The organism is Halovivax cerinus, assembly GCF_024498195.1.
Taxonomy (GTDB): Archaea; Halobacteriota; Halobacteria; order Halobacteriales; family Natrialbaceae; genus Halovivax; species Halovivax cerinus.
The window spans coordinates 3,769,507-3,782,674 of sequence record NZ_CP101824.1 but is presented as its reverse complement, the minus strand read 5'-3'; the positions used below and the strand labels follow the sequence as shown (position 1 = coordinate 3,782,674).

Below are 13,168 nucleotides of genomic sequence, written 5' to 3'. Positions count from 1 at the left end.
CTGGTTCGGAACCGGGGGACACGGCGGTGCTCGTACCTGTCGCCGATCGGTCTCGACGCCGTTCCGTCCGGTCTCGGTGCCTGTCGGTGTGTTCCGATCAGCCCCCGTCGGTGTGTTCGAGGGTCGTCCGTCCGTCGTCTCGGCCGTCGTTCGTTTCGTCGTCCGTGTCCGGGTCTCCGGTGGAGTCGTCGTTCGCGCCGGTCTCGTTGGCGAGGTCGCACTCGTCGGATGCCCCGGGATCGGTCCGGACAGACGACTCGGTGTCCTCGCAGGCCGTCTGTTCGCGATGGGCGAGTTCGAACAGCTCTCTGGCCTCCTCGTCGGTCACCTCGACGATCTCGACCGGGTGCGAATCGAGTCCGACGCGGCGACACGCTTCGATCCGCTTGTGCCCGTTTAGCAACTCGTAGGACGCTCGATCGGGGTCGTCGATCGGACGAACGACGGGATATCCGCCGGTGAACCGGTCACGATAGGCGGCTCGCATGTCCCGGTCCGACGCCTCGAAGTCGAAGTCGTGATCGGGGGACGCTTCGATCTCTTCGACCGGGACGAGTTCGATGACCTTCGACGGCGAGAGAACCTCGATCGTCTCCACGACGCGGATGTAGACCGACCCGATCGCACGAGCCTCCTCGCCGGTGACGTCGGTCGCGTCGTGGAGTACCACGCTCGATCGCTTGTGGTGGATCCGATCGACCCACCCCTCGTAGACGCGGTTCGTCCCGTGGACGCGGACGTACTTCCCGCGAAAACTCCAGTCGAGCGTATTGTTGAAGGGGTTCATTGGTATTAGCGGGGACGTTCTGTGAATCATCGTTCGTGGTACTGGATCTTATGGCTGCCGATACCGACAACGGGCTGATTGGTTCGACGGAGGCGGCTGCCGGGGAGCCCAACCGACGGACATCACTCGAGGGATGGAATCACGACAGGATTCACGAACGGCCATCGGTGCTTCCGTTCCGGAGGCGGTGGCCTGGCGCGCGGTCGCGGAGCGATCCGCGCGCCAACGGGGAACGGCTGGTGTCAATTGGAATTGTACCGCGAGCGACTGAAGGGAGCGAGCGGGCCGACGACCGACCGAGAAGCCGCGCGAAGCGCGGCTGGCGGGGAGGGAGGAGTTCTTTTCATCGAAGCTGAGCGGGATCGAAGATCTCACGATGTCCAAAAGAGCGCTCGCGCTCTTTTGAAGATTTTGCCGAGGGCCGACGCAGTCGGCCCGTGGTTCGAAAGGCGCTTCGCGCCTTTCGTCATCAAGCGAGACCGAAGGTCTCGCGGACCTCGCGAATCTCCGATTCGCTCAGTCACGAGAGAGCTTCGCTCTCTCGAACGACAGCGCAAAAGTTCGGTTCTAGAACAGGTGGTCGTCTTCGTCTTCTAAGAGCGTGGCGGGGCCGCCGACGCTCCAGGTGGTCGTCGAGACGCCGGTGTCTGAGACGGCCTCTTCGACGCGATCGACGTGTTCCTCGGTGGTGTTGACGTAGACACTCGCGCCGGTGTCGGTCGAGAAGTAGACGGGGATGTCCTCCTCGGTGCGGAGTTCGCGGACTTTGTTGAAGACGGCGAGGGTGGCGGGTTGCCAGTAGACCCAGCCCTCGGGACCGGTCATGGTGGTGGCGGCGAGGCTAAGCGAGTCCTTCTCGGCGAGTTCGAACGTGCGCTCGAAGTCGTCCTCGCGGAGGGCGGCCTTCATCTCGGCGAGCTGGTCCTGGACGTGGGCGCGGCGCGCGTCGAACATGTGACTGTCGGCTGCCTCTTTGTGGGCGTCGTCGGTGTCCTTGTGGTACGGGACGAGTGCGACGACGGTGCGAAGGTCCTCGTGCAAGGAGGTCTGGAGCCGGCGAGCGTAGCAGTCCTCGTCGGTGAGTCCCTGTGTGAGGATGGAGAAGGCGCCGGTGACCGAGCGGGCGGCCGAGGAGGAGCCGACGCGGGCGATGGTCGAAATTTCGGCGCGGGAGGCGTCGAGTTCGGCCGCCTCGGCGAGCGCCATCGCGGCGGCGGCGAAGCCCGAGGACGAGGAGCCGAGGCCGACGTTCGAGGGAAAGCTGTTCTCGGACTCGATCCGACAGGGATAGACCGTGTGGGCGGCGTCGGACATGCCGCGGGCCTTCTCGACTACTCGTTCGAGACGGTCGAAGCCGGCGCCTTCGAGTTCCTCGCCGTCGACGACGTAGGTGTCGTCGTCGTAGTCCATCGAGAACTCGACGGTCGTGCGCGTGTGGCTCGGCGCGGTACAGACGCTGATGCTGTCGTGGTAGGGATAGCGCTCCAGGTCGTCTCGGAGCCCGTGATACTTGACGAGTCCCTGGATGGGATGCGCCATTGCCGTCGCTTTCATACCGTGACAGGAGGGTGACGGTCGCATAAAGGTCACGGCTCGACCCACACGTCTGGGACCGGCGCTGTCACTGTGCGATCCGGTTGCGACTGAACCCTCGTCGGTGTGAGTCTGCGCGGCGAGGGTCCCGTCGCGGACTACGAGGCGTCGGTCGGTTGGCGTTCGTCCTCGTAGGACTTGCGCCACTGGATCATGTCCACGGCGTGCCACTCGAGGGTGTCGATGTCGTCTTCCAGCGCCTCGACTGCCGCCTGGAACTCCGCTTCGAGCGCGTCGAGGCGCGACTCGAGTGTCGACTCGACGCGTTCGAGTTCGTCCCGCGTTTCGGACTGGAGGATCGTGGCCGCCTCCTCGAGCGTCTCCGCGACGTCGTCGATCTCGGTCTCGAGAGCCGCGGCTCGGTCGTCGATCCCGGTCTCGAGGTCGTCGACGCGGGATTCGAGCCGCTCGATCCGTGCGACTTTCGACGCGAGCGCCGAAGTGCGCGTATCGAGTATCCGCTCTACGTGATCGATCCGACCCGCCAGGTCGGAACTGGTCGCCGACTCGGCGGGTTCGTCGGCCGCCTCCGTGGTCTCCCCGGCGCCGCTTCGCTCTCGAACCGTCCCCAGGTCGGCGCGGAGTTGGTCGATCGACTCCTCCACGGTTTCCTGCCGTCGCTCGAGCGTGGCCACGCGCTCGTCGCTCACCTCGACGGTATCGCCATCACCGTCCGATCCGATCCCTTCCGCAGTGGTTTCGAGTTCGGACACTGTCGCTTCGAGGGTCCGGAGGTCGTCGGCCACGGACTCGAGATCGCGTCGCAGATCGCTCGGCGTCTCCCCGTGCTCGACGTCGGCCTGGTCGAGAGCCCGCTCGAGCCGTTCGACCGACGACTCGAGGGACTCGACGCGCCGAGTTACGTCCGCTGGTGCGCCCTGGGAGGTGCCGTCGCTCGCGGCCGGATCCTGACCGAGCGCGCGGGTGAGCGCCTGGGTTCGGGCGCCGCCCTGATCCGCCCTGAGTGATTCGAGCAGCTCGTCGAGGAGATCTGCGGTGCCATCGGATCCGTCGTCACGGCGATCCTGCCGTCCGTTTGTCACTGTCATTGCGTTCTCACCACTGTCGGTGTCGTGACGATCGCGGTTGCGTGCGATCGCCTGTATCCGCCCGTCTCTCGCTCGACGCGGACGACCGGTCGTCGCGTCGGTGCGGACGGCCCCACTGTGTCGTTGCTGGCACAGTGTACTCGAATACAATAAGCGTGTGTGTCAGTTCGAACAATTTATTTAGATTTTGATTGTACAATACTCCGGTATCGGTATCGAACACGCCGTCTGGCGAAACCGAGTGCGGTCTGGGCAACCGAATTCCTCAAATGGCTGCTGTCGAAAGGGTGCGTCGATGGGTGACCCGCACACGGATCCGGCCGAACAGGCGGAGACGGTGATCGAGCGCCTGGAGACGGAGTATCCCGATTCGACGATCTCGCTTCGGTACTCGAACAGGCTCGAGTTGCTGATCGCGGTGATCCTCTCGGCGCAGTGTACGGACGCGCGCGTCAACGCCGAGACGGAGCACCTCTTCGAGACCTACCGGTCGGCTCACGACTACGCGAACGCCCCGCAGGAGGAACTCGCCGAGGCCCTCTCTTCGATCAACTTCTACAACAACAAGGCGTCGTACATCCGTGAGGCCTGCGAGATCATCGTCGAGGAACACGACGGCGAGGTGCCCGACACGATGGACGACCTGACCGACTTGCCGGGCGTCGGGCGCAAGACGGCGAACGTCGTCCTCCAGCACGGCCACGACGTCGTGGAGGGAATCGTCGTCGACACGCACGTCCAGCGGTTGACCCGCAGACTGGGGATCACGACAGAAGAGCGTCCGGAGGCGATCGAACAGGACCTGCTCGACATCGTCCCCGAAGGCTACTGGGTACAGTTCACACACTTGCTCATCGATCACGGGCGCGCTGTGTGTACGGCGCGCAACCCGGACTGCAGCGCGTGCGTGCTGGCCGACGTTTGCCCGTCGGAGAAGGGCGACGGCGAGATCGACCTCGCGTCGGGTGATCGGTGGGACTGACCCGGTCGGCCGTCCGGGGGGGTACGATCGGGAAGTGTGTCAAAAGCACTCACTGTCGGTCGCTTCGAGTACCCTACGCAAAACGGCGCTTCGCCCGCTCTCGCCGATGGCCCCGCACGCCCAGGCCCACGTCCGTTTCACGCGACGGCAGTAGCCCGCGCCGGTGAGTCACATGGTCGACGAGACGTACGAACACGGTCTCGACGAGCCCCCGGTCGAAGCTGATTCGGACGAGGATATCCCTGACGAGAACGACGAACTACGGGCCGAACAGTCGGAAGCGAGGGAGCGCCGGTGCGACGAACGATGCCGGCAGAACGTCGAGAACGCGCCGAAGGACCGAGAGACCGACGCGCTCGAACGGGGGAACACCGAGTACCATCGGGACGAGGCGCCCGAGAACGGATGAGCGGCGCCCTTCCAGCGCGAGTGCCCGGTTTCGTTTCACCTCGGCCGTAGTCAGTGGACGCTCCGTCGAGCGTGTGTTCTGGACCGGCAGCGCCGTCGGCCGTCGATCCGATTCGACCGTTCGTCACCGAATCGACACGCTCGTGGCGGGAACTGAAGCTTTTTCACGCCGGTCTGTGACCGGAGGGGTATGCAGGAGACGCTTGCCGAGTGGCGCCCGGCTATCGACGACGCTATCGCGGAAATCTTACCGCGGCGGGTCGATTCGGCCTACCTCGAGTCGTTCTTCGGCGAGCCGACGTTCGAGTACGATCCCGAGGGGATCCAGCGCGCGCTCGCCGATCCGATCTGGGACCTCCTCGACCGCGGGGGAAAACGGTGGCGAGCCGTCCTCTTTCTGGTGTTCGTCGAAGCCTTCGGCGAGGATCCCGAGGACTACCTCCCGTACGCGACGATCCCCGAGATCCTCCACAACGGGACGATCATCGTCGACGACGTCGAGGACGAAGCGGAGACGCGTCGGAGCGAGCCGGCATTGCACCACCGCTTCGGGCAGGACGTCGCGCTCAACGCGGGGAACGCGATGTACTTCATCCCGTTGAAGATCATCACCAACAACCCCGCCGACCTTCCGCCGGACCGCCGGCTGTCGGCCTACGAGATGCTCATGTACGAGCTCAACCGCACGCACCTCGGCCAGGGGATGGACATCTGCTGGCACAACGAGCGCGAGGTTCGGGCTACCCGGGAGCAGTACCTGGAGATGTGCGCGTGCAAGACGGGCTGTCTCGGCCGCATCGTCGCCCGCCTGGCGGCCATCGTCACGGGTCAATCGGAAACCGTCGAGCGCCACGCCGCCGCCTACGCGGAGACGGTCGCCGTCGCCTTCCAGATCGGCGACGACGTCCTGGACGTCGAAAACTCGCTGGGTCGCGCCGGCGACTTCGGCAAGGCCTTCGGGAACGATATCCGGGAGGGAAAGAAGACGCTCCTCGTCCTCCACGCGATCGAGGAGAGCGATCCTGCGGACGCAGAGCGACTCGCCGACATCGTCGCCGCCGAGGAGAACACCGACGACGAGATCGCCGACGCGCTGCGGATCATCGAGGAATCGGGTGGCATCGAGTACGCGAGGGAACGGGCGCGAGAACTGTCAGACGAAGCACTCGCTCACGTCGATGCGCTGGACATCGATTCGCACGCGGCCGAGCAGTTGCGCTCCTTCGCGGAGTTCGTCGTCGATCGGGACGTATGAGAAATCTATGACGTTCGTCGTGTGACCTGCTACCCCGTGACGAGTGAATGGATTGCCGATTCGCCGGAACTCGATCGGAGTTCACCGTTGGACCCTCTCGCGTTCGCTGGTGCGATTCTCGACTGTCCTGTCCCACTCTCTTTTCGTCGGGTACTACGAATACGATTCGTGGTACACCCCTTCAGAAGGACACGCTCCGAACGATAGAACCTACAGCGTGTGGGATGGTGGGGTCGGGACGGTATCGCTCGCGCTCGGATACTGGTCCCTCGATCGACTGTGGACGGACGGTCTCGTTCTGTGCACGACTGCGATCGGTGCCGACGCGATCGGCGTTCCGTCTCTCCGATCGGGACGTTGAAATATTTCAACACCGTCAACACTCGCAATGAGTGTCGACGACCTCGACGTGAGTGACGAGACCGCCGACCTGTACACCGTCGTCTACGCGGCGACGAAAGACGCGATCACGGACGCGATATACGACGTGTTGCTGCTCGCGATAGGGTTCGTCTTCCTCGGCGCGGGGGCCCGGGCGTTTCTCGCCGTCGGGTTCGACGCCACGAACGCGGTCCCGAATGCCCTCGGAGGCCTCGTCGCCGTCCTCGTCGGCGGCGTACTGGTTGCGGCGGCGTTCGACGTCTTGCCACGGCGGCCGAACGCAGGAACTGTGCGCCGGTGAATACGTCGCTGACGGTGCTGTAGACTAGTCCTCGGTCACCTGCGCCTGGATGTCTTCGACGACCTCGGGATTGCGCAGGGTCGAGGTGTCGCCGAGTTCCGCGCCGGAGGCGATGTCTTCTAAGAGTCGACGCATGATCTTTCCAGAGCGGGTCTTGGGGAGTTCGGGCGTGAAGATCACTTCCTCGGGCCTGGCGATCGGGCCGATGGCGTCCTCGACGCCCTCGATCACGCGCTCGCGCATCGACTCGGTCGGGTCCTGTCCGTCTTCGAGGATGACGTAGGTGTAGACGGCCTCGCCCTTCACGTCGTGCGTCCCGCCGACGACGGCGGCCTCGGCGACGCCGCTCACGCCGACGATGGCGCTCTCGATCTCCATCGTACCCAGCCGGTGGCCGGAGACGTTGATCACGTCGTCGACCCGGCCGAGGACCGTGATGTAGCCGTCCTCGTCGAGTTTGGCGCCGTCTTCGGGGAAGTAGACCCACTCGTCAGCGTCGGGATCGGAGTATTCGCGCCAGTACTCGTCGAGGAACCGCTCGTCGTTCCGGTAGAGCGTTCGGAGCATGCCCGGCCAGGGTTTCTGGACGGTGAGGTAGCCCGCTTCGCCGGCCTCGACCGGTTCGCCCCCGGTGTCGACGACAGTCGCGTCGACGCCTGGAAGTGGCGGTCCAGCCGAGCCGGGTTTCATGGTGTCGACGCCGGGGAGCGTCGTGACCATCATGCCGCCGGTTTCGGTCTGCCACCACGTGTCGACGATTGGGCAGGACTCTCCGCCGATGTGTTTGTAGTACCACTTCCAGGCGCGCGGGTTGATCGGCTCGCCGACGGTGCCGAGCAGCCGGAGCGAGGAGAGGTCGTAGCGCTCGGGATACTCGGTTCCCCACTTCATGAACGAGCGGATTGCGGTCGGGGCGGTGTAGAAGATGTCGACGCGATTTTTCTCGATCAGTTCCCACAGCCGGTCGCGCTCGGGGTAGTCGGGCGTCCCCTCGTACATCATCGTGGTCGTTCCCAGGGCGAGTGGGCCGTAGACGATGTAGGAGTGGCCGGTGATCCAGCCGATGTCCGCGGCGCACCAGTAGGTGTCCTCGGGCTCGACGTCGAGAACGGCCCGACTCGTCCAGGCGGTGTAGGCCAGGTAGCCCCCTGTCGTGTGCTTGACGCCCTTGGGTTCTCCGGTGGTGCCCGAGGTGTACATCAGGAAGAGCATGTCCTCGGCGTCGCGCGAGACCGGTTCGACGGTGGTGCCCTCGTGTTCGTCGACGAGGTCGCCGTAGTCGTGGGCGTGCTGACCGAGGAAGTGGTTGAGTTCGTCGCCGAGTCGGTCGACGACGACCGTCTCGACGTCGCCCTCGACGCCGCGGAGGCCCTTGTCGGCCTTCTCTTTGTGGTTCAGTGCGTCGCCGCGGCGGTAGTAGCCGTCGCAGGTGACGAGGTACTCGCTCTCGGCAGCGGTCATCCGCGTCGCCAGCGCGTCCGCGGAGAAGCCCGCGAAGACGACCGAGTGGGGCGCACCGATGCGCGCACACGCCAGCATGGCGATCGGCAACTCGGGGATCATCGGCAGATAGAGCGTGACGACGTCGTCTTCCTCGACGCCCAGCTCCCGGAGGCTCGCGGCGAACGCCTCGACCTCGTTCAGGAGGTCGCCGTAGGTGTACGTACGCGTCTCGCCGAGTTCGCCCTCCCACTTGATCGCCGCCTGGTTCTTCCGGCCGTCTTCGACGTGGCGATCGAGGCAGTTCGCCGACGCGTTGAGTCGTCCGCCGGTGAACCACTCGTAGAAGGGCGCGTCACTCTCGTCGAGTACGTCCTCGTAGGGCTCGTCCCAGGTCAGGAGGTCCGCCGCCTCCGTCCAGCACTCCGGCCACTCCTCGTCGAAGCGTTCGCGGATCCCCTCGTCGTGGACGTTGGCCTGCTCGACGAACGATGCCGGGGGCTCGAAGGACTCCTGTTCCTCGAGTCTGGCCTCGAGTTCGACCTCCGCTTGGTCACTCATGGTCACGTAACACGTCACCAACGGACCGGATAAACATTCTCCCTCCGATCGAATTCCGGTCCGCGTCGATGTCGCCACGTCGGTGTCTGTTGGCACGCCGATGGCCCATCGTAGCTCTCTGCAGGACCGTCTGCCCGACTCGCCAGCCGATGTGGTCCTGGACGGTTCAGTCGCTCGAAGTGGTGCCGTCTGTTTACCTGGTGGAAGTGTCCTGATCGGCTCGTCGTTCGACGGCGTCCTGTCGGTTCAGCCGATCGGCGTATCCCCGGAGGTATCTGCGCTCGACACTGGCTATAGGGTCCTACCGATCGAAGGATCACCGTGACGTACGACGTGAACGAATCCCGGACTGGCCGCACCGAGGAGTACGGGTGGCGGGATCCGACTCCCATCCTCAGAGACGCCGCTCGGAGGCGGTCGCCGGGACGTGCGCTCGACGTCGCGACAGGTCGAGGTCGCAACGCGATCTTCCTCGCCAGGCGGGGCTGGACGGTCGACGCGATCGACATCTCCCGGGCCATGCTGGATCCCGCCCGGCGTCGTGCGGACGACCGCGGCGTCTCGGTTAACTGGATCCTCGCCGACGTCGACGACTACTGTTTTCGACCGTCGGCGTACGACCTGGTGACGATCAGTTTCTTCGACACCCGTCAGCGACTGGAGGCGATCCGGAATGCGCTCGCTCCCGGCGGGGTTCTCTGTTACGAGCACCACCTGGTCACGCGTGACGCGAGGGCTGGTCCGGGGGCTCGGTATCGCTTCCAACCCGGGGAGTTGCGCACGGCGGTGGACGACCTGGTCGTCGACCACTACGACGAGGATCTCGCCGATCGGCGCGTCGAACTGATCGCACACGTCCCCTCGGAGTGATTCGTCTGGACGCCGCTACCCGCGTGACCGATCCTCTCGTCCGAACGCGAACGATTTACCCGCTCCCACGAATATGGTCCCGTAATGGCTCGCCTCGAACGCGTCCGCGTCTACCCGGTGAAAGCCCTGGACGGGATCGACGTCGAGTCGTCACGAGTGACTCCCGGCGGGACACTCGAGGCGGACCGGGAGTTCGCGTTGTACGATACCGATGGCGCGGTCGTAAACGGGAAACGGACGCCCGCCGTCCACGACCTCCGGACGGCCTTCGACCCCGACACGTACGAACTCACGGTCGAGTGTCCGGACGGACGGGGAGAGACGGTCGACCTCGACGACGCGGTCGGTCGTCGCGACGCCGCGGCGTGGTTCGGCGCGTACTTCGACCGCGAGATCTCGATAGAACGGGACGCCGAGACCGGCTACGTCGACCGACGCTCGAGCGGTCCGTCCGTCCTCGCGACGGCCACGATCGAGACTGTCGCCGACTGGTTCGACGAACTCACCGTCGAGAGCGTCCGGCGACGAATGCGTGCCAATATCGAGATCGCTGGCGTCGAACCCTTCTGGGAGGATCGATTCGTCGGCGACGACGCACCGACGTTCGAAATCGGCGGCGTCACGTTCGAGGGCGTCGAACCCTGTGGCCGGTGCGTCGTTCCACAGCGCGATCCGGACACCGGTGAGGAGACGCCGGACTTTCGCGAGCGATTCGTCCGAAAGCGCCGGGAGACGGTCCCCGACTGGGTCGACGAGACCGCGTTCGACCACTTCTATTCGCTGATGACGATCACGCGCGTTCCCGAGTCGGACCGTGGTGAGCCACTCCACGTCGGCGACGAGGTCGTGATCGTCGAGTAGGCGCGTTCGGTTTCGTGGCCGTCCAACGAGCGTTCAGGCCAGGCCGATCTGTTCGGTGTAGGAGCCGTGGACGTCCTCGAAGATCTGCATGATCTCGCCCATCGTCGCGTAGGCTTTCACGGCGTCGACGATGTACGGCAGCGTGTTCTCGCCGCGGTCGACGGCGTCGCAAAGTTCGTCGAGCGTCTCCTCGACGGCGTCGTCGTCGCGTTCGTCTTTGACCTCGGCGAGGCGGCCGAGCTGGCGCTCCGAGGTGGCCGCTTCGTCGACGTGGAGGAGATCGGGACTGGTGTCCTCTTCGAGGGTGTACTCGTTGACACCGACCACGACCTCCTCGCCGCGTTCGACGCGTTCCTGGTACTCGTATGAGGATTCCTGGATCTCTCGGAGGAAGTAGCCGTCGTCGATGCCCCGAAGGATGCCGTCGCGAACCGACCCGTCGCCGAGGTCTTTGATCTCCTCGATGTAGGCCATCGCGTCTTCCTCGACCTCGTTCGTGAGGCTCTCGACGGCGAAGGAGCCGCCGAGCGGGTCGACGATGTCGGCGACGCCGGACTCCTCGGCGATGATCTGCTGGGTGCGCAGCGCGACGCGGACGGCGTCCTCGCTCGGCAGGGCCAGCGCCTCGTCGAAGCTGTTGGTGTGAAGGCTCTGCGTGCCGCCCATGACGCCGGCCAGGGCCTGGATCGTCACGCGGACGACGTTGTTGAGCGGCTGCTGGGCGGTCAGCGACTGGCCCGCGGTCTGGGTGTGGAACTTCAGGCGCTTCGACTCCGCTTTCTCGGCATCGTACCACTCGTCCATCACGCGGGCGTAGATGCGCCGGGCGGCCCGGAACTTCGCGACCTCCTCGAAGAAGGAGTTGTGACAGTTGAAGAAGAAGGAGAGTCGCGGCGCGAAGTCGTCGACGTCGAGCCCGCGATCCATCGCGTCCTCGACGTATCCGAAGCCGTCTGCCAACGTGAAGGCCAGTTCCTGCACCGCCGTCGAGCCGGCCTCGCGGATGTGATAGCCCGAGACGGAGATCGGGTGGAACTTCGGCGTCTCCTGGGCGCTGAACTCGACGACGTCGGTGACGAGAGAGAGCGAGGGTTCCGGGGGGATCTTCCACTCCTTCTGGGCGATGAACTCCTTGAACATGTCGTTCTGGAGGGTGCCACGGATCTCCTCGCGCGGGACGCCCTGCTGGTCCGCCAGCGCGACGTACATCGCGTAGATGACCGGTGCGGAGGGGTTGATCGTAAAGCTCGTGGAGACCTCGTCCAGGTCGATCCCGTCGAAGAGGATCTCCATGTCACGCAGGGTGTCGACCGCGACGCCCTCCTTGCCGACCTCGCCCTGGCTCATCCGGTGGTCGGAGTCGATCCCCATCAGCGACGGCATGTCGAACGCCGTCGAGAGGCCGGTCTGGCCTTGCTCGATCAGGTAGTGAAAGCGCTCGTTGGTCTCCTCTGCGGTACCGAAACCGGCGAACTGGCGCATCGTCCACGTGCGCCCGCGGTACATCGTCGGGTACGGTCCGCGCGTGTAGGGCTCCTCGCCGGGAAAGCCGAGGTCGTCGTCGAAGTCGATATCGGCCACGTCGTCGGGCGTGTAGAGCCGATCGACCTCGAGGTTCGAGACCGACGCGAAGCGATCCTTTCGCTCGCCAAATCGATCGAGCACGGGCTCTAGCGTCTCGGATTCCCACCGGGACTCGGCCTCCCGTATCTCCGAGAGCTCCTCCTCGTCGTACATGCGTCGAGGTTGCACAGGAGTGATCATTAGCCTTCGGGAACGGCGTTGGTATCCGCCGGGTTCGGCCGGAAACTACGATCAGTAGTGGCCCATCACGCCGAGTCGACGCGCTCGGCGCACGCACAACCGGAAGACGAGGTAGCCCAGGAGCGGGTACGCGATCCCCGTACCGACGAGCATCGCGAGGTCACCGGTCGAGAACGCCAGCAGGGTCCGGCCGTCGCCCATGGCCGTCTGCAACATCCCGCTCCCCGTCGAGAGGGGAAGGAGACCGACCACCCACGGCAGGTCGGCGACCGGGGCGGCGATGAGGCCGATGAAGGCGAATTGCATCAGCTGCTGGACGTTCTCGATGCGCTTGTAGAGCAGTGAGAGGCCGGCGAAGACGAAGCCGATACCGAGGACCGAGCTGACGGCCAGCGTCGTCACGACCGAGACGGTCACGACGTCCACTGTCAGGTCTCGCCCGGTCGTCACCAGCATGACGACCAGCAGCGCGAGCGCCACGACGATGCTGAAGCCCACGTTCCAGACGGACTTGACCGCCATCACGCGTCCGATGCCGTGTGGGGACATGAACAGTTGTTCGAGCGTCCCCCACTGTGCCTCGCGCTGGACGTTCTGGGCCGTTCCGAAGAACGCCGCGAGCGTCGCCGTAAAGAGGAAGAAGCCGACGACGATGCCGTCGAGCGAGTCCTCGATCGCCGGTCCGGCCACGGCCTGCCCGCCGTAGAAGATGAGCGCGAAGAAGACGTACGTGGTGACGAGCATCGTCACGGTGTTGATCCAGTAGCGTGTGAGGAGGGCCACCTGTTTCTCGACGACGGCCGCGAGGAGACGCCGGAGGGAGCGGACACGCGAACGGCCGTTCGTCCCGCGGACGGGTCGGCTCCTCTCACCGGTCGACGCTCCTCGCATCGGCTCACTACTCATCGGCTCATCA

General features: G+C 65.1%; 12 protein-coding genes. 6 read left to right on the top strand and 6 right to left on the bottom strand.

What is annotated here, in order from left to right:
* Positions 1-97: 97 nt before the first annotated feature.
* The 3 genes from NO366_RS17955 to NO366_RS17945 form a co-directional block, all read right to left on the bottom strand.
* On the bottom strand, positions 98-787 hold the full coding sequence (locus NO366_RS17955; protein ID WP_256532157.1) for a ParB/RepB/Spo0J family partition protein: 690 nt from the start codon (positions 785-787) through the stop codon (positions 98-100).
* A 567-nt stretch (positions 788-1,354) separates the two neighbouring features.
* Positions 1,355-2,341 (bottom strand): phosphomevalonate decarboxylase MvaD, encoded by a 987-nt coding sequence (gene mvaD, locus NO366_RS17950; RefSeq protein ID WP_256532156.1) that lies wholly within the window; start codon positions 2,339-2,341, stop codon positions 1,355-1,357.
* Between the two features lie 137 nt (positions 2,342-2,478).
* Entirely contained in the window at positions 2,479-3,429 is a 951-nt protein-coding gene (locus NO366_RS17945) for a coiled-coil domain-containing protein (RefSeq protein WP_256532155.1), read from the bottom strand.
* 295 nt (positions 3,430-3,724) lie between these two features.
* Here NO366_RS17945 and nth point away from each other — a divergent pair, with 295 nt between their 5' ends.
* The 4 genes from nth (at position 3,725) to NO366_RS17925 (ending at position 6,756) form a co-directional block, all read left to right on the top strand.
* Positions 3,725-4,411, top strand: a complete 687-nt coding sequence (nth, locus tag NO366_RS17940; protein ID WP_256532154.1) for an endonuclease III — start codon at positions 3,725-3,727, stop codon at positions 4,409-4,411.
* 172 nt (positions 4,412-4,583) lie between these two features.
* Positions 4,584-4,820: a hypothetical protein gene (locus NO366_RS17935; protein WP_256532153.1), complete on the top strand. Its 237-nt coding sequence runs from the start codon at positions 4,584-4,586 to the stop codon at positions 4,818-4,820.
* A 189-nt stretch (positions 4,821-5,009) separates the two neighbouring features.
* The gene (locus NO366_RS17930) at positions 5,010-6,074 is read left to right on the top strand and encodes a polyprenyl synthetase family protein (RefSeq protein ID WP_256532152.1); all 1,065 of its coding nucleotides are present in this window, start codon (positions 5,010-5,012) and stop codon (positions 6,072-6,074) included.
* Positions 6,075-6,462: 388 nt separating this feature from the next.
* Positions 6,463-6,756, top strand: a complete 294-nt coding sequence (locus NO366_RS17925; RefSeq protein WP_256532151.1) for a hypothetical protein — start codon at positions 6,463-6,465, stop codon at positions 6,754-6,756.
* A 24-nt stretch (positions 6,757-6,780) separates the two neighbouring features.
* On the opposite strand, the gene acs is transcribed toward NO366_RS17925, so the two are convergent.
* The gene (gene acs, locus NO366_RS17920; RefSeq protein WP_256532150.1) at positions 6,781-8,757 is read right to left on the bottom strand and encodes an acetate--CoA ligase; all 1,977 of its coding nucleotides are present in this window, start codon (positions 8,755-8,757) and stop codon (positions 6,781-6,783) included.
* Between the two features lie 321 nt (positions 8,758-9,078).
* On the opposite strand from acs, the gene NO366_RS17915 reads away from it, so the two are divergent.
* Entirely contained in the window at positions 9,079-9,627 is a 549-nt protein-coding gene (locus NO366_RS17915) for a class I SAM-dependent methyltransferase (protein WP_256532149.1), read from the top strand.
* An 84-nt stretch (positions 9,628-9,711) separates the two neighbouring features.
* Positions 9,712-10,488, top strand: coding sequence for an MOSC domain-containing protein (locus NO366_RS17910; protein ID WP_256532148.1), 777 nt, complete (start codon positions 9,712-9,714; stop codon positions 10,486-10,488).
* 33 nt (positions 10,489-10,521) lie between these two features.
* Here the strand turns inward: NO366_RS17910 and NO366_RS17905 are convergent, their stop codons facing one another.
* Both NO366_RS17905 and NO366_RS17900 read right to left on the bottom strand, forming a co-directional pair.
* Complete coding sequence (locus NO366_RS17905; protein WP_256532147.1) at positions 10,522-12,225, bottom strand: acyl-CoA mutase large subunit family protein; 1,704 nt, start codon at positions 12,223-12,225, stop codon at positions 10,522-10,524.
* Between the two features lie 78 nt (positions 12,226-12,303).
* Positions 12,304-13,143, bottom strand: coding sequence for an ABC transporter permease (locus NO366_RS17900; RefSeq protein ID WP_382273878.1), 840 nt, complete (start codon positions 13,141-13,143; stop codon positions 12,304-12,306).
* Positions 13,144-13,168: the final 25 nt, after the last annotated feature.